The 18353-nt window shown below is 68.7% G+C and carries 13 protein-coding genes and 5 pseudogenes; 5 read left to right on the plus strand and 13 right to left on the minus strand.

Features of this window, described 5'->3' with window-relative positions:
• The coding region (locus AB0D04_RS38320; protein WP_362712031.1) for a hypothetical protein at positions 1-310 on the minus strand (310 nt) is incomplete at its 3' end.
• Positions 311-699: 389 nt separating this feature from the next.
• Here AB0D04_RS38320 and AB0D04_RS38325 point away from each other — a divergent pair.
• Positions 700-3345, plus strand: a complete 2646-nt coding sequence (locus tag AB0D04_RS38325; RefSeq protein ID WP_362712032.1) for a SpoIIE family protein phosphatase — start codon at positions 700-702, stop codon at positions 3343-3345.
• Positions 3346-3447: 102 nt separating this feature from the next.
• On the opposite strand, the pseudogene AB0D04_RS38330 reads toward AB0D04_RS38325, so the two are convergent.
• Positions 3448-3552: pseudogene (locus AB0D04_RS38330) on the minus strand (flavin reductase family protein); the annotation flags it as partial.
• A gap of 140 nt (positions 3553-3692) precedes the next feature.
• Here AB0D04_RS38330 and AB0D04_RS38335 point away from each other — a divergent pair.
• From AB0D04_RS38335 to AB0D04_RS38345, 3 genes are all read left to right on the plus strand, one after another.
• Complete coding sequence (locus AB0D04_RS38335) at positions 3693-4373, plus strand: hypothetical protein (RefSeq protein ID WP_362712033.1); 681 nt, start codon at positions 3693-3695, stop codon at positions 4371-4373.
• Between the two features lie 19 nt (positions 4374-4392).
• Entirely contained in the window at positions 4393-4560 is a 168-nt protein-coding gene (locus AB0D04_RS38340) for a hypothetical protein (RefSeq protein WP_362712034.1), read from the plus strand.
• A gap of 397 nt (positions 4561-4957) precedes the next feature.
• Positions 4958-5737, plus strand: coding sequence for an SDR family oxidoreductase (locus tag AB0D04_RS38345; RefSeq protein ID WP_362712035.1), 780 nt, complete (start codon positions 4958-4960; stop codon positions 5735-5737).
• Between the two features lie 366 nt (positions 5738-6103).
• On the opposite strand, the pseudogene AB0D04_RS38350 reads toward AB0D04_RS38345, so the two are convergent.
• From AB0D04_RS38350 to AB0D04_RS38360, 3 genes and pseudogenes are all read right to left on the minus strand, one after another.
• A pseudogene (locus AB0D04_RS38350) lies at positions 6104-6370 on the minus strand (nitrilase-related carbon-nitrogen hydrolase); the annotation flags it as partial.
• Between the two features lie 836 nt (positions 6371-7206).
• On the minus strand, positions 7207-7629 hold the full coding sequence (locus AB0D04_RS38355) for a hypothetical protein (protein ID WP_362712036.1): 423 nt from the start codon (positions 7627-7629) through the stop codon (positions 7207-7209).
• A gap of 96 nt (positions 7630-7725) precedes the next feature.
• On the minus strand, positions 7726-8211 hold the full coding sequence (locus AB0D04_RS38360; RefSeq protein ID WP_362712037.1) for a hypothetical protein: 486 nt from the start codon (positions 8209-8211) through the stop codon (positions 7726-7728).
• A 574-nt stretch (positions 8212-8785) separates the two neighbouring features.
• Between AB0D04_RS38360 and AB0D04_RS38365 the strand changes: the two genes are divergently transcribed.
• A complete protein-coding gene (locus AB0D04_RS38365; protein WP_362712038.1) occupies positions 8786-10411 on the plus strand; it encodes an AMP-binding protein in 1626 nt (541 codons plus the stop codon).
• Positions 10412-10720: 309 nt separating this feature from the next.
• On the opposite strand, the gene AB0D04_RS38370 is transcribed toward AB0D04_RS38365, so the two are convergent.
• The 8 genes and pseudogenes from AB0D04_RS38370 to AB0D04_RS38405 all read right to left on the minus strand — a co-directional run bounded on the left by AB0D04_RS38370 (position 10721) and on the right by AB0D04_RS38405 (position 18135).
• Positions 10721-12529 (minus strand): coagulation factor 5/8 type domain-containing protein, encoded by a 1809-nt coding sequence (locus AB0D04_RS38370; protein WP_362712043.1) that lies wholly within the window; start codon positions 12527-12529, stop codon positions 10721-10723.
• 23 nt (positions 12530-12552) lie between these two features.
• Positions 12553-13431, minus strand: a pseudogene (locus tag AB0D04_RS38375) (chitinase); the annotation flags it as partial.
• Positions 13432-14086: 655 nt separating this feature from the next.
• A pseudogene (locus AB0D04_RS38380) lies at positions 14087-14302 on the minus strand (ergot alkaloid biosynthesis protein); the annotation flags it as partial.
• Positions 14303-14823: 521 nt separating this feature from the next.
• Positions 14824-14946, minus strand: a complete 123-nt coding sequence (locus AB0D04_RS38385) for a hypothetical protein (RefSeq protein ID WP_362712039.1) — start codon at positions 14944-14946, stop codon at positions 14824-14826.
• A 338-nt stretch (positions 14947-15284) separates the two neighbouring features.
• Entirely contained in the window at positions 15285-16493 is a 1209-nt protein-coding gene (locus tag AB0D04_RS38390) for a PP2C family protein-serine/threonine phosphatase (protein ID WP_362712040.1), read from the minus strand.
• A gap of 291 nt (positions 16494-16784) precedes the next feature.
• The gene (locus AB0D04_RS38395; RefSeq protein ID WP_362712041.1) at positions 16785-16937 is read right to left on the minus strand and encodes a hypothetical protein; all 153 of its coding nucleotides are present in this window, start codon (positions 16935-16937) and stop codon (positions 16785-16787) included.
• Positions 16938-17263: 326 nt separating this feature from the next.
• A pseudogene (locus AB0D04_RS38400) lies at positions 17264-17394 on the minus strand (flavin reductase family protein); the annotation flags it as partial.
• Between the two features lie 222 nt (positions 17395-17616).
• On the minus strand, positions 17617-18135 hold the full coding sequence (locus tag AB0D04_RS38405) for a histidine phosphatase family protein (RefSeq protein ID WP_362712042.1): 519 nt from the start codon (positions 18133-18135) through the stop codon (positions 17617-17619).
• Positions 18136-18353 lie beyond the last annotated feature (218 nt).

The following is an 18353-nucleotide window of genomic DNA, read 5'->3' on the forward strand; positions in this document are numbered from 1 at the left end:
ACTGGTCCAGGGAGACGATCAGCATCGCGAACGACAGCAGCGCCAGTGTCGCGGTCTCACGGTTCCAGCGAGACCGCCCGGCGCTGATGAGGCTTCCGTAGACCGCAAGACAGCACTCCTGGTCGACCGGGCACGTCCGTACCTTCTCCGGCTTCGCGCGAACGGGCGAACGGGCGAACGGGCGAACCGGCGAACGGGACAGCTCGCGCGGGACCTGTGGCATGCCGCCGGGGCCTCCACCGGAGTACAGCCAGAACGAGATCTCGGCGTGGCGGGGATCGTCGGGTTGCTTGGCCAGGCTGGAGGGCACCGCAGTCCGTCCACGTCCTTTCCCGCGGTGACGACGCCACCCAACAGGTCGGACAACCTGGGTGGAGGCGGGGACGGTGCCGTGGGGCCCGACCGTACGAACCGTCCGATCTGGTCCGAGGGCCATGCCATGAATCCGGCCGCGCCCGGAGACATAGTTCGCGAGAGCAGAGGGCGATGGAAAATGGTCGTATGCGCAGGTTTAGCCCCTTCTCGGTACTGGGTCGCCTACTCTGGCGCGCACCGCGCCGCCCGTGGGCCGGCAGACGCCGAGGCCACCGGCTACGACATACGAACCCCGGCCATGGGCATGGCACCGGAGAAGCCGCCCCTGCATCGCGCCGGGCCGGCGGCCGGTCTTGGAAGGCCTACCTGACGTCGCTTTTCAGCTTGCGGAGCGTCGCAGGCCAGGCGTTCGTATGGCAGCTGACAGTCCTCTTCCTGCTCGCGGCCACCGCGATGGTGGCCCTGGTACTCAAGACCACAAACGACGCCCAGAACGATGCCCGCCACCGGTCACTCGCTGTCGCAGAGGGCTTCGCCCATTCACCAGGCGTCGTGCGGGCGCTGCAATCGCCCGATCCCACCGCGGTACTCCAGCCGCTCGCAGAAGCTGCCCGGAACGGTTCCGGCGTTGGCTTCGTCTCCGTGCTCAACAGGAGCGGGATCCGTTACACCGACCCCAGGCCGTCTCTTATCGGCCGGCCTGCCCAGGGCGACATCGGCCGGGCGGCGGCCGGCCAACCGTTCACCGAGATCTTCGAGGGCGAGCCGCAGAGCGCGGTCCGGGCCCTCGTGCCCGTCACCGACGCACATGGCGCGGTGATCGGAATCGTCACCGCGGGCGTTCAGACAGTGGATGTCGGCGCAACGGTCAGCCGCCAGTTGCCGGTCCTCTTGGGTGTCGCGGCGGGCTCGCTGGCCCTCGCCGCGGGCGGGGCGGCGCTGGTGAGCAGGCGGCTGCAACGCCAGACGCATGGCCTGGGACCCGTCGAGATGACCCAGATGTACGAGCACCACGACGCCGTCCTGCACTCGGTCCGTGAAGGTGTGCTGATCCTGGACGCCGACAGGCGGCTGGTGCTGGCCAACGACGAGGCCCGGCATCTGCTCGGCATGCGCGCGAGCGCGGAGAAACTGCCTCTGGGCGCATTGGGCCTGGCCCCGGAAATGACGGCGCTGCTGGGATCGGAGCGCACCGTCACCGACGAGGTGCATCCGTCCGGGAGTCGCCTGCTGGCCGTCAATCTCCGGCCTACGGCTGTCCACGGCGGGCCCGCCGGGTGGGTCGCGACGCTGCGGGACACCACCGAGCTGCGTGCGCTGGCCGGCCGGGCCGAGGAGGCCCAGGACCGCCTGAAGCTTCTCAACGAGGGCAGCACGCGCATCGGCAGCACCCTCGACCTGGAGCGCACGGCACAGGAACTGGCCGACGTGGCGGTACCCCGGCTCGCCGACTTCGTCAGCGTCAACGTGCTGGAGACCCTGCTGAGCGGGGGCGAGCCGCCCCCCGGACCGATCACCGGCGCCGTGCTGCGCCGGGTGGCGCACCAGTCCATTCTGGAAGGCGCGCCGGAGGCGCTGGTCGGGGTGGGCGATGTCGCCGTCTACCCCGAGGACTCGCCGCAGGCCCGCGGCCTGGCGACCGGGCGGTCGGAACTGCACCGGGTGGCGGACCCGGCCATCAACACGTGGCTGACGAAGGGCTCCGCGCTTCTCGCCAAAGGCCGCGAACACGGGTTCCACTCGTGGATCGAGGTGCCGCTGATCGCTCGGGGTACGACGCTGGGAGTGGTGGACTTCGTCCGGTCCCGGCACCCCGAGCCGTTCGAGACCGACGATCTGGCCCTGGCCGAGGAGCTGGTCGCCCGGACTGCTGTCTGTCTGGACAACGCCCGGCGCTTCAACCGCGAGCGCACGGCGGCTCTCACCCTGCAGCACAGCCTGCTGCCACGACGTCTGCCGCAGTTGTCGGCCGTGGAGGCGGCCTTCCGATACCTGCCGGCCGATCCCCGACTAGGGGTGGGCGGCGACTGGTTCGACGTCATTCCGCTGTCCGGCGCCCGGGTGGCGCTCGTCGTCGGCGACGTGGTCGGCCACGGCATGCACGCCTCCGCGACCATGGGCCGACTGCGCTCTGCCGTACGGACCCTCGCCGACGTCGACCTGCCCCCTGATGAGCTGCTCACGCAACTCGACGACCTTGTCATCAGACTGGCCGCCGAATCCGAGACGGACGCGGAGTTCGCCGCCCCGGGCGACGTTGGTGCCACCTGCCTGTACGCGATCTACGACCCGGTGTCGGGCCGCTGCTGCCTCGCCCGGGCCGGACACCCGGCACCCGCCGTGGCCTACCCGGACGGCACTACTGCCACCTTGGACCTGCCTGCCGGGCCCCCGCTCGGACTGGGCGGGCTTCCCTTCGAAGCGGTGGAGACCGTACTCCCCGAGGGCAGTTTGCTCGCCCTCTACACCGATGGCCTGATCCAGTCCCGGCAGCGCGAGAGCGACGCAGGTCTCGAGGCGCTGCAGCAGACGCTGACGGCCCCGGACCTCTCGCTGGACGCCCTGTGTGACAAGGTCGTCGAGACCTTGCTTCCGGCCCGCCCCGTCGATGACGCCGCCCTGCTGCTGGCCCGTGTCCAATGCCTCGACATCGGGCAGGTCGCGACCTGGGAGGTGCCCACTGATCCCGCGGCGGTGGCCGGGGTCCGTACGGACGCCGTCCGCCAATTGTCGGCATGGGGCTTGGAGGACACCGCATTCGTCACAGAACTGGTCGTCAGCGAGCTCGTCACCAACGCCGTCCGGTACGGCGCCGCTCCGATCCGACTGCGACTGATTCGCGACCGCGCGCTGATCTGCGAGGTGACCGACGGCAGCAACACCGCACCGCACCTGCGCCGGGCCCGCGTGTTCGACGAGGGCGGCCGGGGCCTGCTGCTCGTCGCACAGCTCACGCAGCGCTGGGGTACGCGGCAGACCACCAGCGGCAAGGTCATCTGGTGCGAGCAAACGCTGCCTGCGGGCGTATGAGGACTCGCCCTGTCTTGTTCCGCTGAAACCGGGCGAGCACAGGTCACCGGCGACATCGTCGGCTGCGTAGACATACGGCGATGGGCTTGGTCAGAACTTCGCAGGGGCGAGGTTGGCCGTTCCATCGGCGGAATGGGTCGACACCCAGGCGATGGGCCGCGGCACCACCATCGCAGTCAGCGGCTTGTAGAACTCGTTGCGGGACATCTCAGCAACGGCTGCTGTTCGGCGTCTACTCTGGCATCGTCCCCGACGGCATCGACGACCTCGTCACGGACGCCATCGACTGGGCCGGCGACGCCACGATCCTGCTCTCCTACATCAAGGGCCGCACTGCGGTGGAGAGCGTGACTCTTCCCCGTCGGTCCGTCCGGCTGCTGGAACAGCGGCTCGCCCACTCCACACTGCTGCGAAGCTTCGTTCCGTCCGAAGAACGCCGCAAATTGTGGCTGGGCCTGAGCCGGGCCGGCGGAGATCGCCCGGTCAGACAGTTCGACCGCGTCGCCATCCAGCGCTGGGTCCAGCGGCACGCTGTGGTCGGGGACGACGGCCGACCGCTGAAGATCCACCGGTCCCGGATCCGCACCACGCACGAGGCGATGCGGGACAAAGGCACCTGGACCGGCAGCGGGCGGGCGACCATCGATCCAAACCACACTCCGGCCGTCGAGGGCGACCACTATCTGACCGCCGCGACGCCGACCCTGCAACGCGCGGTTGAGACGATCGTCGAGGACGCCCAGCACGACATGCTGCGACGTTCGCATCCGCCGATGGTCATTACCGAGGACGACGCGGCCGCACTCGCTGGCGACTACCCGCAGCTGATGGCAGCCCTGGACCTGGACGACACAGTGATCGCCGAACTGATCGGCGGCAGATGGACGTGTTCTCGGCCGCCTGCGGTGACCAGCTTCCTGGGCTGCACGGTCCGAAGGGCAAGCCGTGTCCGGCCCGCCCCTGGGTCTGCCTGCTCTGTCCGCTCACGGTCTTCGCCCCGCGGCACGCGGCGAACCTGCTGCGGATGAAGGCTTTCTTCTCCCGGCAGTGGCAGCAGATGCCTGGGCCCAGTTCATGGCTGTCTTCGGCCTCTATGCCGCACGGATCCAGCAGGTGCTGGACCGGTTCGATCCCGCCGTCCTCACCACGGCAGACGGTCAGTTTGACGACCGGGATGACGAACTTCCCCTGCGTCCCGAGGAGCTCACCGCGTGACCACCGCCGCTGCCTTCCCCCAGCACAGACATGGAGTGTCCAAGCACACGGGGGAACTTCACAGACCGACCTCATCACCGCGATCAACCAACTTCAGCAACGAGCCCCGGCACCGCGCCGGAACGCAAGGCGCGCGGCGAGCGACACTTCCTTGCCATGCAGGCTGGAGACTGCGTTGGAACGCAACCGGCAACTTCGCGGCCAAGTCGTCGACCTCACCCGGAGACTGGAGACCGCCCACGGCGAGATCCGTCGACTCCGCCCCCTGGCCCAACCATCGGCTAACACCGTGATCGGCCCCTGCTGGGCCCGTGATGGAGTTCTTCGATTTTCCCCACCCAATAATGCGTTCCGCCCCGGGCACTGTCGCCGTGGACATGCCGTCTAGGGTGCGAACATGATCTCGCAGAGCTATCTCTCCGAACTGTTCTCGCTGGACGACCGGGTCGCCGTGGTGACGGGAGGCAGTTCCGGTATCGGCCGAGCCATCGCCGGGGCTCTCGCGCGAGCGGGGGCGAGCGTGGTGGTCGTGGCGCGCAAGGTGTCGGAACTGGCCGCCACGGTCGACGAGCTGGCAGCGGACGGCTGCCGGACGGCCTGGGTGAGCGCCGACCTGAGCAGCCGCGATGGAGTGCGCGCGGCAGCGGATCAGGCAGCCGAGGCGTTCGGCGAGCCCGACATTCTCGTCAACAGCGCCGGGATCAACCTGCGGCCGCCGATGGGCGAGCTGGACGAGGACGTGTGGGATGCCACGATGGCGGTGAACCTGGAGGCGCCCTACTTGCTGGGCCAGCGGTTCGGTCCCGGCATGGCCGAGCGGGGCTTCGGGCGGATCATCCACATCACCTCCCAGCAGGCGCACCGGGCGTTCGTCCAGAGCGGCGCCTACGGGGTCTCCAAGGGGGCACTGGAGTCGCTGACCCGTTCTCAGGCTGAGGCGTGGTCGCCACACGGCGTCACCTGCAACACACTGGTACCTGGCTTCGTCATGACCCCGCTCAATGCGCGGCTGTCGTCCGACCCGGAGAAGGTGGCGGCACTGGCCGCGCGCACGATGGTCGGTCGCAACGGCCTGGCCGAGGACTTCGCCGGAGCGGCGGTGTTCCTGGCCGGCCGTGCCTCCGGCTACGTCACCGGGCAGGCGATCTTCGTCGACGGCGGGTTGTCCGTTCACTGAGCCCAACACCGCAGGAAAACCGAACCAGCTGGTTGTCACGGGCAGAGAACGGGATTTTCGGAGATCGGCATCGCCCCGAGCACCACCACGGCCACAACCCGGTGAGGACATGTCCATCTCGCAACACCACTGCTCAACGCCCGCACCAGCACCAGAGATCGACATAAACGCGAAGAGCAGGACGCCGTTACACAGCAGGCTCCTTCTCTGCACTCCACTCGATCGAGGTTCGTTGTGGATCGCTGGGTCTCCTCGGGACGGCGACGTGGGATGCCGAGGTCGGTGACGGGCCTCTTGGAGAGGCGTGCGGCTTCGGCTTGCTTGGCGCGGAGGAAGGCCAGGGTCGAGTCGATGCCTCGACGAGGCGGCGACGAGAACGGCTGCCTCGTCCCGCGGTGCCTGGGCGGCGCCCGGCCGTAGGGGTCGACGATGAAGGAGCTGCCGTAGAAGGTGAGCGGGCCTTCGGTGCCGATGCGGTTGGGCACGATCATGAAGGTGGCGTTGGCGATGGCGTTGCCGGTGATGACCTTCCGCTACACCGGCTGGGTGTCGAAGCCGGGGTGGCCGGGGGCTCGGTGCCGATGGCGGTCGAGTGACGAGGACGTCGGTACCAGCCAGGGAGTAGGCCCCGGCCGGCCGGCTCGTCATCGACGGCGCCCACCTCAATGCCGAGGAAACCTTCAACCACAACCTGACCACCGTCTTGGACGGCATCACCAGCCGACCCCGCACGTGACCGACTGCTCTGCGGCCAGCGGTCGGCTGGAAGCCGATGCGCCTTGATCGGACATCCGGATCTGCCGCGATCCGAGGGCGGCCGGCCTCTACCGATAACTCGGCGTGAGTAGCGGAAGCGTGCTGCCGGGTCGGCGCACTAAGCATCCTGACCTGTGTACGTCTGGCGTACCTGACTCTGCATCGGAACCCGTACGCCGACAGCCCCGCGCTCGCTGATCCTCAATCTCCGCGAAGAGGCTTCTTCATGTGCCCTCAGAGGTTCGGACCGTCATCTGGCTGAGCGTCGGGGGCCCAAGGAACACCGACGATTTCTGTCGAGCCAATCGGGCGTCCAGCTGGGCAATCTTCTCCTCCGCGGCAGCAAGGCTGACCGAGAGTCCTTCAACTTCACCGAGCCATCCTTCGGTTTGCGCTTCGGTGATTCTGTCCTCGAGGTTCTGTTGGATCTCCGCCAGCCGGCCGCGGTCTTCCGACCCGACGATAAGGACGGGGCATCGAACGCATGCGTGCTCGTGGGCGCAATCCGTCCCGTAAGCGCGGCCGCACCGCCCAAGGTCGAGCTTCCTCCGCTCGAAGTGACCGAGGACTCTTCCCACCTCTGAAGTCACGGACCGATACTCTTCAGCAGGCCCAAGAGTGCGGCGTCGGGCGATGAACGCCCGGTGCGCCTCGATTGCCTCCGCAGGGTAGATGGCGGCATAACCCATCGTGGTGTTGATGTTCCGGCTCCATCACGTGATAGGCCACGGCCGGAGCCTGAACGCTCCGGCAGGCGAGGACCGCGACGATGCGGGCGGCCAGGCCAGCGTGATCAGCGGAATCCTGGCGGAGGAGCGGGGAAAGCATCCTGCCACCAATGACGAGGAGTAGAGGCAGGCGGTGAAGTCGTCGGCGGGGCAGGAACCGTCGGTGGCGTCGGCCAGATCGTCCTTGCGGTCCGGCCTCACCAGATGGACGCTGAGGCGTTCGGCGAGGAATGCCGCGAACTCCCGCCCGGCGAAGCCCTTACGGAATGGCTGCAGCAGTAGCCGTAACCGGCGTCGCTCGCCGATGCCACCGCCGCGGTGGGAGCCACCGACCGGGAGTTCGCCGCGGACGCGCGCGGCGACGGTTCGGGTGGCCTGGTCGAGGGCTACGAGGAACGGGGCCGCCATGGACAGGGAGAGCAGCGCGGCGAGGAAGCGGTGCGGCGTTGAGGGGCACGGTTTGCCCGTTCCATCGGGAAGGTTGACGGGGGCAGAGCGGCCCCGCTACTTGAGGTACGTGTCCGCGGGCCCGAGGTGTCGGCCTCCGGGGCCAATCCGGGCCGCGGCGATGTCCTGGCTGCGCGCCGCGGTGACCACGCCGACCACGGGCATGGCCAGCAGCGTCGCGAGGAGCATCGCGGGGCCGCCGTCCGCCTCCGCCATGACCACCACCTCGCCGAAGGCCAGCGTCCCGGCGAGCACGAAACAGACCAGCGCCCGCAGCGGTCCGCTGGAGACCAGCCGGAGCGGAGCGTAGGCCAGCACCACGCCTATGACCGCGCCGATCAGGACTCCCACGGCGAGCGAACCCAGCACGGCGACGGCGGCCAACACCGGATCCTCCAGGGTGCTGCCGCCCGGGCCGCCGGTGAGCCGCGTCGCCATCACCGTCACCCACAGCACGGCGCCGGCGCCCGACGGGATTGCCCCGGCCCGCAGACCGAATACCAGCCCCCGCCGCAGCACGGCGCGCGACTTCCCCTTACCCATACCATCCCCGTATGCCGAACTCGGCGCCGCCTGCCGGCATCCGTGACCGTAGTATCCCAGCAGCCGCCCGGCCGTCAGAGCGGTGGGCCGGGTAGCGCTGCTTGTCGGGGTGCTACGGGCCTTCCTGCCATCCAGCCCCGCCCACACGCCTCGAACGGAAGCGGATCAGCACAAAGGCTGTTGGCCGGGCTTTGATGAAAACGTGGAGGAAGATTCGGCTGCTGAAGGGCGCGCGAGGATTGCCCGTGCGCCCTGTAGGGCCAGACAGACCGTCTATGGAGATCCTGGTCATGGGCAGGATCCACACCCCCGCGGGCAGCGACCTGTTGTTCGCGCGGCGCGCCGGGCCGACCTTGCTGTCGGCCCGGCGGTCTCCGTGCAAAAGCCTGCTGGGGCCACACCACGGGGAGCGTTTCCCCGCCATGATGACGGGCGTTCCGTGCGCTCTCTCAGGCGCTCAACTGACCTGCGAATACTCAATTCATCAAGGCATGGGCATGGTACTCCGCCAGCCGATGGCCGAAGGTGGCCCCCGTGAGGCCACGTCTTCTGAGCAGCATGTTTGCATGTGTTGGTGATCGTTAAAGCACAGGAAATATCCGAGCAGCGGACGTACGTGGACCGCATTCTGGAGCATTGGTACAAGGACGAGGACGCCGAGGCGCTCGTCCAGGGAGCGCAGCGGCTGACTAGGGGGGAGGCTCGGCGGCGGCTGTTCAGGTTGGGGCATGCACTGCGCGGGCAGGGGCTCGCGCCCGGCGACGGAGTGGGGCTGTTTCTGGCCAATCGCGTCGACTCCGTCCTGGTGCAGCTCGCCGTCCATCTCATCGGCTGCCGCGTCGTGTTCCTGCCGCCCGAGCCAGGGCCCGGCGAGCTTGCCGCGCTGGTCGAGCAGTCCCGGGCGCGCGCCGTGGTCACCGACCCGCTCTTCGCACAACGGGCCGCCGACGCGGTCGGCCGCAGCGTCCACGCCCCCGTGCTGCTCAGCCTCGGGCCCTGCGAGCAGCAGTGCACGGACCTGCTGGCCCTGGCGGCCCAGTGCCCGGACGTGCGCCCCGACGGCGTGCCCGACCCGGGAGCGGACGAAGCCGTCACCGTCCTCTACACCGGCGGAACCCTGGGCCGCCCCAAGCTCGCCGCGCACAGTCACCGGCTCTACGACGCGCTGGTGGATCTGGTGGACGACGCCCCGCAGAACTCCGGCTCCGCGTTCTTCCCGACCATGGACCCGGGCACGGACAGGGTGCTCGCCTCCACGTTGCTCACTCATGGCAGCGGCCACCTCACCTCGGTCCAGGCTCTGGTGACAGGGTCCGCCCTCGTCGTGCTGCCCGAGTTCGAAGCGGGCGCGGCGCTGACAGTACTGCGCGAGGAGCGGATCACCGCCACCATGTTCGTACCGCCCATGCTGTACGCGGTTCTCGACCACCCGGAGTGCGAGCCGGGCGCCCTGCCCGCGCTGCGGCGGATCGTCGTCGGCGGCGCAGCCACGTCGCCCAGCCGGCTGCAGCAGGGGGTCGAGGTGTTCGGGCCCGTGCTCAGCCAGGGCTACGGGCAGTCGGAGGCGCTCGGTATCACCGCCTTCGGTGCGGAGGATCTCGCCTCGGAGGGCGCCCGGCGCCCCGATCTCTGGCGCAGCTGCGGTCGCGCGATATCCGACGTCGAGATCGAGATCCGTGGTGAAGACAGCGCGGCGGCACTGCCCGTCAGGCAGGTCGGCGAGGTGTGCGTCCGCGGCGAGACGGTGATGCTCGGCTACTACGAGGACCCCGAGCGCACCGCGGCGGCGCTGCACGACGGCTGGCTGCGCACCGGGGACATGGGTTATCTCGACGCCGAGGGGTACCTCTATCTCGTCGACCGGGCCAAGGACATCATCGTCACCGGCAGTACCAGCGACAACGTCTACTCCAGGGTCCTGGAGGATTTCCTGCTCACGCTGCCCGGTGTGCGCAACGCGGCGGCGCTGGGTGTGCCGGACGAGGAGTACGGGGAGGCCGTACAGATCTTCCTGGCCACGGCCGAGGGTGCTGACGTCGACCCGGAGGCGGTCGGCGCGGCGGTGACCGCCGAGTTGGGAGAGTTGTACACGCCCCGGAAGACGGTGCTGCTGGACCAGCTGCCGACGACCAAGGTCGGCAAGGTGGACAAGAAGGCGCTGCGCGCCGCGTGGACGAGCGTGGCCTTCGACACGCCGTAGGCTCCGTTGCTGTGGAGGCACCCCGGCCGATGCGGGGTCAAGTACGCCGGGAAGACAAATTCTTCGTGGCGCACCTCGACCAGCCGCACTTCCCCTGTGAAAGGGCGGGAGTGCGGCGCCGCTGTCCTCGGGGTGCCCTGTCGGGAGGTCGCAGGGGCTGTGCCCGCGCTGGAGCTTCCCGGCTCGATCTCTTCAACGAGGGATACGTCGACGGCTGGACCCCGGACGGGGGAACACGCGAACGGCCGCCGTTGGAGCCGGCGGCCGTTCGGTGTGGGGAGGGGTGGAAGGAGTGGGTGGGCTGGCGGGCTACGGGTAGTCCACCACGTAGGCCTGCTGGTGGTCCGTGTTCGCCGGGCCGCCCTGGTCGTTGACGACATGGTTGATCGTGCCCGTACCACCGAGCGAGACCGTCACCATGTGGTGGAGCTTCACGCCGTTCGCACGGGGTACCTGGAAGGCGCGGTCGGCGGCGACGGACTTGTTGACGTTGAAGTAGCAGTAGCTGCCCAGCCCGTACGCCTGGTGGTCGGTGACATTGTCGGCCACCTTGTACGCGGCGTAGCCCTTGGTGTCGCCGTCCATCCAGGCCGCCTGGTCCGGCGGGTCGTAGGGCATCTCGTTCTGGAAGAAGTACGTCCGGCCGTGGTTGCCGTTCCAGACCACCTGGTCCTTCTGGTAGTGCTCGACGAACAGGCCGTACATCGTGACGTCGTCGCCGTTGACGGTCAGTCCGCTGTCCGCGGTGTTCTGCGTCCAGCCGACCCCGTCGCCGTGGTCGGCCCGCCAGATCCAGGTATGGTCGCCGATGACGTCCGAGCTGTTGACGACGAGGCTCTTGGTCGCTTTGCCGACGCCCGCGCCGCCGACCCGGAAGTAGACGTCGTGCAGCGAGGACGGATTGCCGGAGTGGTCCGCCGAAGCGCCCTTCGGACCCATCTCCATCAGCGTGGCCGAGGTCTCCCGGCCGGCGTCGATCAGCAGACCCGCGATGTTCGCTCCGTCGACGTCGGCCACCGAGAGGGCGGTGACCCCGCCGTCGGGGACGAGGGTGGCCAGGCCGAGGCCGAGCACCACGGTATCCGGCTTCGTCACCTTGATCGTGTCGTCCAGGTGGTAGACACCGGGCGTGAACAGCAGGTGCTTGCCCTGGTTCAGCGCGCCGTTGATCTGGGACGCCGTCATGCCGGGCTTGGCGATGAAGAAGTCACCCAGCGGCAGGGATGTGCCTTTCGGGGCGCCGCCGGACCAGGTGGTGCCCTGGGTGTCCGCGGCGACGTCGGGGACGAAGACCTTGTACGCGTCCGAGTCATCGACGTAGAGGAACGGCTTCTCCCGGGACTTGGGGGTCTTGTCCACCGTGGTGTACGGCGGCTGGGGGAAGTTGCCGGCCGGCGGGTTGGTCGCTCCGACGAACACCATGTTCCAGTTGGAGCCGTTCCAGCTGCTCCACTCGGTGTTGCGGGAGAGGTACTGCTGCTGCGACCCGGAGGAGACCGAACCATCCACCTTGGTGTCGGCGAGCAGCCCGCCGCTGGACCAGCCGTGGTTCCGCGGATCCAGCTGCAGATCGCCCTTCACATGCATCCGGCGGAACGGCGCGGCCTGCGAGACGGCCCACCGGTCGGTGCCGTTCACCGGGGTCACGGCCAGGTTCTCGGCGCCGCGCCAGAAGTTCTGCGTCGCGTTGTCGCCGAACCAGTCGGCCTCGGCATGCACATCGCCGTTGATGTCGGTGTCGTCGGGCGACAGGCCGAGCCCGGCGATTTGTGTGGAGAAGCCGATGTTGGCGTCCACGTCGTACTTGCCCGGCTTGAACAGCAGCGCGTGTCGTTCCTCGCCGAACTGGTTCTTCTCCTGCTCCTTGAAGACGGTGTCGAGCCGGGACTGGATCTGGTCCTTGGGCATCGACGGGTCGAAGATGTCAACGTTGGGGCCGAGGTCCGGGGCGTCCGCTGCGGTGAGGTGCTTCTGCGGTGTGGGGTGTTCGGGTCCTGCGCTCGCGCTCTGGGGAGAAAGGAGGGCCACGGTGCCGGCCGCGAGGACGAGAGCGGCGGCAGCGGCGGGCAGGGCGCGGCGCCTGCGATGGCGCGGCCGGCCCGACTCGTCGCGGGTCATGTTCAGCTTCACGATGCCCCCGCTCAGCCCGTGTATCCGGCGAAGATCTTGGTGAACTGCCAGGGTTCCTGGTCCACGCCGGAGCAGGTGTCGTCGTTGGGATAGGCGCCGGGGCACGGGCGGTCGCGGTTGGCCGACCAGTAGGTGAGGCGGGCGAGGTGGTGTTCCTGGGCGTAGGTGCGGATGGCTTCGAAGTTCTGCGGTGTGACCCGCTCGTTGGCGTCGGTGATGCCGTTCATCGACGAGATGCCGCTGTGCCGATAGGCCACGTCGTCGCTGTAGCCGTATGCGTCCTTGACCGTGTTCTTCAGACCCTCGGCGGCCTTCTTCGTCAGCTCACCCATGTCCTGACCGCCCGCGTCGCCGAAGTCGAACGGCATGATCGTCCAACCGTCCACCTCCAGCCCGGAGCCCGCGGCCCGCTTGATCATGCTGTCGTCCGGGCCGTTCTGGGCGCTGGGGAACGTGACGTACGTCGTCAGGCCGGAGTTGTGGGCCTTCACCTGCTTCAGCGCGTTGATCGTCTTCTGCTGCACCTGGGGGTCGTCGTAGGCATCGCCCTCGATATCGATGTCGATCGCCTTCAGGCCGTAGGCGTCGATCACCTTCTGGTACGCGCCGGCCAGGGCCGAGGCGTCCGGGCAGGTCTGTTCCAGCTTGCTGCCGCCGGCCCCGCCGAAGGAGGGGACGACGTCGCCGCCCTTGGCGCGGATCGCGTCTACGGTCCGTGCGTCGACGCCGCCGGTGAGGGGACGGCTGCCGTCCCACTGCGGATCGCACGTACCGTCGCTGAGGACGAAGGCCAGGGTGAACCACTTGACGCGGGTGGCGTCCATCACCGTGGCGGGATCGGGCGGGTTGCCCCACCCGTTGTACAGGTACGGGGCCACGGCCTGCGGCGCGTCGGCCGCCTTGGGCCCGTCGGACGGTACGGCGCCGGCCGCCGCGGTCGTGGTGCCGCCGATGAGCGCAGCGGCGACCACGCCGATCGTGCACCGGTGGGCGCGGCGTATGTGCCGTGACCGCGATCTGCTTCCGTGCCGTGCTGGTGAACTCATAAGGGCTCCTGTGCGGTGGGGGGAGCGGGCGTCGGCCCGAAGACGGCCGCACTGCCGTCAGAAGTGCGTGTACACCGGAGCCCTGAAGGAGCGTTGAAGACCTGGACGCTCAAGCCATGGCTGACTGCCCTCCGGGAAGCGGTGCACAGTCGGATCGGCCGACCGGGAACGACGTCTGGACCAGAGCAGTTCAGACTGGTCCAGACCTGATGCACGGCTTGAGTTAACTCGGCGTAAGGATGGGCGTCAAGACTGCCGACATCACTTCAAAAAATGAACGCACTGCCCAACAGCGGCCCCCTGCACCGGAGAAGCCGACCACCAAGCCGTCGCACGGCAATTGGGTGACCTCAGCTACCGCGGCACGACGCGATGGAGGCGTGGGCTTCCGGTGACGACGTCCTCGCCCTGGAGCGCTTCCGCGGCGCCTTCACTCTCTGACCGGCCGGCGACGCCGATCCGCACCGCCCGGCGCCGACCGCAACCGGGTGCCGGAAGTCTGCATGAACCAGGACCGTCGCAGCACCGCCCACTCGTCGAAGATGCCCGGCAGCGCCTGGTGTACCAGGCCCACGGTCGGCCCGCCTTCCAGAAAGGAGAAGGCACTCAGGAGCACCGCGCGCCGCACTCCGGCGGCGTGGGCCCGGTGCGGGGAGGGCAGGACGACGGCCGCGGGGGCGGGATCCCCCACGGGCGGGAGTAGCTAGGGCCTGTCCGATGGGTCAGGGTCGGGAAGGCCGCGGGGTCTGGTGCGGTGCATCGCAAGGCGCCGGAGCGTCTCGATAGCGGAGCTATTGGGACGTTTCGGCAACTCCCGCACCCGCCCTCCGGCATCGTCCACGCCTGCCTCCTCACAGGGCGTGTCGCAAACAAGGGTGCGTAGAGGGTTGTCGGAGTTCTCACCCACTCACCATGGCTGGTCACAGCGGCAATTCACGCACCGAAACGGGTCCTCTAGTGAGTCCTCTATTGGGTCTCCCATTGGGAGACCCAATGGGTCTTCTACCGGGTCCTCTGTTGAGTCTCCGTCTCCTGCGGTGTTCCAAGGGGCTCCTCACAGCGCAGCGCCAGCCGCATTCCGCGCAGACCAGGCCGGCCGCGCGGGCCTGCTTCTTCGACCACACGGGCCAGTCCGCCGACAGGGCGAGGTTGCTGATCGCTATGCCCTTGGCGCAGGGCTGGACCCACCGGAAGCTCCAGCCCGGGCAATCCCCGGGATGTCGCCGATGGACTCCTTCAGCGAGGCATCCACCGCGTCAGGTGCGTCAGGTCGCTCCGGACGATGCGGATCTCCTCCCCGCGCCGCATGGCCTTGTTCGAGGAGCCGGCGAGCGGGAAGCGGAAGGCAGCCACGATCATGTACGGCACCTCCAGCAGCTCCAGGTCCTTCCCGTCTTCGGCGGCCGTGGCCGTCCACTCGCCGCAGTCGGCCTACCGCCACATGGCGGATCCCGTCACTGTTCAGCACGCCGGAGCCGCCACGGTGCCCACAATTCGCCGCTGCGCGGCCCGTACCTCTGGGCACACCGCTGCTGCCATCACCACGTCCGAGTCCGTCGCACGGCGACGCATCGACTTGGCGTCGGATTCCCCACCCGGGCCACCGCGGAGGAGCTGCCAGGTCGAGTACCCCACCCGGCCGAAGGCAACCCACGAGCGCAGCCCACCAGCACAGCGAGGCTCGGCGCAACACCGCGTCACCGGTACTGCGGGCGCCATTCGAAGAGCAAGATGGTCACGTCGTCCCGCAGTTGATTGCGCTGGTAATCGAGTGTGGCGTGGATGAGCAGCCGCAGCACCTCGGCCGGGCGCTGGCCGGCGGCGTTGGAGCGGATGATGAAGTCGGTGAACCGGTCGAGGCCGAACTCCGCACCGTCCGCGTCGCGCGCTTCCACGACACCGTCGGTATAGAGCAGGACGCAATCGCCCGGTTCCAGCGTCGTCTCGTGGACCTGCCGGGCTTCCGGGGCAAGCGGGCCGGCCAGGCCGATCGGCGGCTGCGGGGGGCTGTCCAGCGCCCCGGCGAGCACCCGCTCGGCACGGATCAGCAGCGGTGGGGGGTGGCCGCAATTGACCCAGCGCAGCACCCCGGTCTCGGCGTCGAGCCGGCACAGCACGCCGGTGCAGAACTGGTCGGGCACCCACTGGGCGAGCGCCTGGTCGATGGAGCCGACGACGTCGGCCAGATCGCCACCGCCGCGGCGGGCGTTCCGCGCCGCCGCCATGGCGACCGACGTGGTCAGGCCGGCGGTCAGATCGTGACCCATGGCGTCGAGGATCATGGTGTGCAGCACGTTCTTGACCACCGAGTGGTCGAAGGCGTCGCCGGCGATCTCGTACGCCGGTTCCAGAACCGCGGTCGAGACGCATCTGCTGCTGCCGATGGTGTGGGGTGGCAGGAAGGCGCGCAGCATCTCGGCGGGCAACTGCATGGTCGCGGTGCGGGTGCGGGCGGCCAGCCAGTCGCTGTAGCCGCGCTTGGACGTGATCAGCATGGCGAACAAATGGGCCAGGATCTGGCTCCGGCGCATCCGTACCCCGTCGAGCGAGGCGGTCCGCACCTCCAGCACGCCCAGCCGCTCCGCACCGTCGACCAGAGGCATCCAGACGATCAAGCCGTCGTCGGCCTCGGCCACCCGCGGGGAGACCGTGCGGTACGCCCAGCCGGCCGACGAACGATCCACCGGCAGCGGTTCCAAGGCCTCGTCGAGTGGGATGAGCAGCCGTTGCTGCAGGTCGACGACGTAAATCAGCGCGGTGTCCAGACCGAGGACCGAGGCGCACCGCTTCGCCAGGGCGGGCATTTCGACTGGCAGGGCCGTCTGCGCCTCGATGATCAGCTCTTCCAGCCGATTCTCGTCGACGGAGGTGTCGGGACCGGAGGACGCGTGCGGTGGTTCCGACACGGGATCACCCCTTCCGTGCCCAGTCTCACACCGATCCCGTCCTCTCTCACGTCAGGCAAGACCGAGGCGAGGGGAAGAGCGGCAGTCAGCGAGCTCGACCGGGCACACCTCCTGCGCCAGCCACGCGATCAGCCGATCCGGTATCAAGATCACCGATCTACCGGCAAAACCCGGTCCGATGCTCCGCGAGGGCCAGCCGGGACTCTCTCATTTGGCCTTGCCCCTGAAGTGCGAATCCGAGAACGTCCGGTGCGACAGAGGCAAAGTCGTTGGAGACGGGGCACCTTCGTCCTACCGCTTCATGGTGAGGAACGGGGTGTCGCTGGCGAACCAGCTCGAGCCGCACTCCGGGCACTCGAGCCGGGGCCAGGGGTGATGGCGGCCCTCGATCAGAGCCCACAGCGCCGCGCCGCCGGCGTCGAGCTGAGCGCGACGGGCCCGCATCACTCACCATGTCCTGGTGCGGCAGACCGAGCCGCAGTACCGGCGCGACCGTCGGCTGCCCCCGGGCAGCGGAGCAGCGCACTGGCTGCACCTCCGGACGCTCCTCCTGGTCATCTCTCGAGGTCCTCCCGTGCGGGCCCCACTTCACGGTGGATGAGCACCCTGGCGGCTGAGGAGGTCCGGGGTGATTCAGCGGTGTCAGCCACTGCGGCAAGCGCCAGCCGTTTGGCAAACTCGTGGTCGCGAAGAGCTGAGCTGGGCTGAGCTGGGCTGGGCTGGGCTGGGCTACCATCGCGCCCCCTATACCACTTTCCTCAGTACTTCGCAGGGGCGAGGTTGGCCGTTCCACCAGCGGAAGGGTCGACACCCAGGCGATGGGCCGCGGCACCACCGTCGCGGTCAGCAGCTTGTAGAACTCGTTGCGGGACATCTCAGCAGGATCGAAGTCCATGCGCATGGTGATCAGGATCCACACGGGCGGCCGCGGATCCTACGGCGGATCCACGGCACCACCAAACCCCTGCGTTCGACGGAAAGCACCCGGTATCGGAGCCGCCGAGCGCCCAGGAGCCGACACCGTGTCCACTGCCCCAGCCATAACCCCAGCTGTCTGGGAAGACTTCGACGTCCCCGCCCTTGGGGGCCAGGCTGCCCCCCACCTCTACGACCACCTGGCCGCCTACGCCCCAAGCGTCCCGGCGCATACCTCCGCATCTCCTCCGACCGATTCGACCTCGAGGCCGACGTCGACCGCCGGCTCGAAGACGCCGAGGACTCCTGGGCACGCACTCGACGCTGGCCCCCTCATCGCCTTGGCGTCGAGGCCCGTCGTGCCGCTGGTGGCGTGCTGGAGGTAGTCGAGCACGCCGACGCTGTCGGTTGGGAACAAGGCGTGAGCAATCGTCATTCCGTCGGCGCCGCCGAAGGCAATGGTCTCCGGCTCGTACAGAGGATCACCGTAGTCACCAGCAACTTCCGCGACATGCACGGGGACGTTCTTCACCTGGTCGCCGATCAGGCGTGCGGTCTGCTCTGATCGGGGCAGCGGACCATGATGAAGAGCTGCGAAGGGGACGTCCCGGAGACGTTGGCCGAGCAGCGTGGCCTGCCGACGGCCAACCCGGGTAAGCCCACTCTCGTCCGGCGAAGCCTCGCCGTGCCGGACGAGATAGAGGTATCGGGTGGCTGTGCCGGTCACCTCAAACTCCTTTGCGCCCACTGACGATCTTGCGCATCGATGGACTCTGCCTCCTCCCGCGCCGGTTCCCTCCACCCATCAAAGGGGCACGCTCTAGCCGACCGCGCTCTACCGATGGGCGAAGAGACACGCCGGTCTGTGCGCTGATCTCTCGTAGAGTTTCCGCGTGGGATCACTGCGCAATCCGATCGGGCCGCTTCCCTCCTCCATCTACTGGC

The organism is Streptomyces sp. NPDC048483, from assembly GCF_040651455.1.
Lineage (GTDB): Bacteria > Actinomycetota > Actinomycetes > Streptomycetales > Streptomycetaceae > Streptomyces.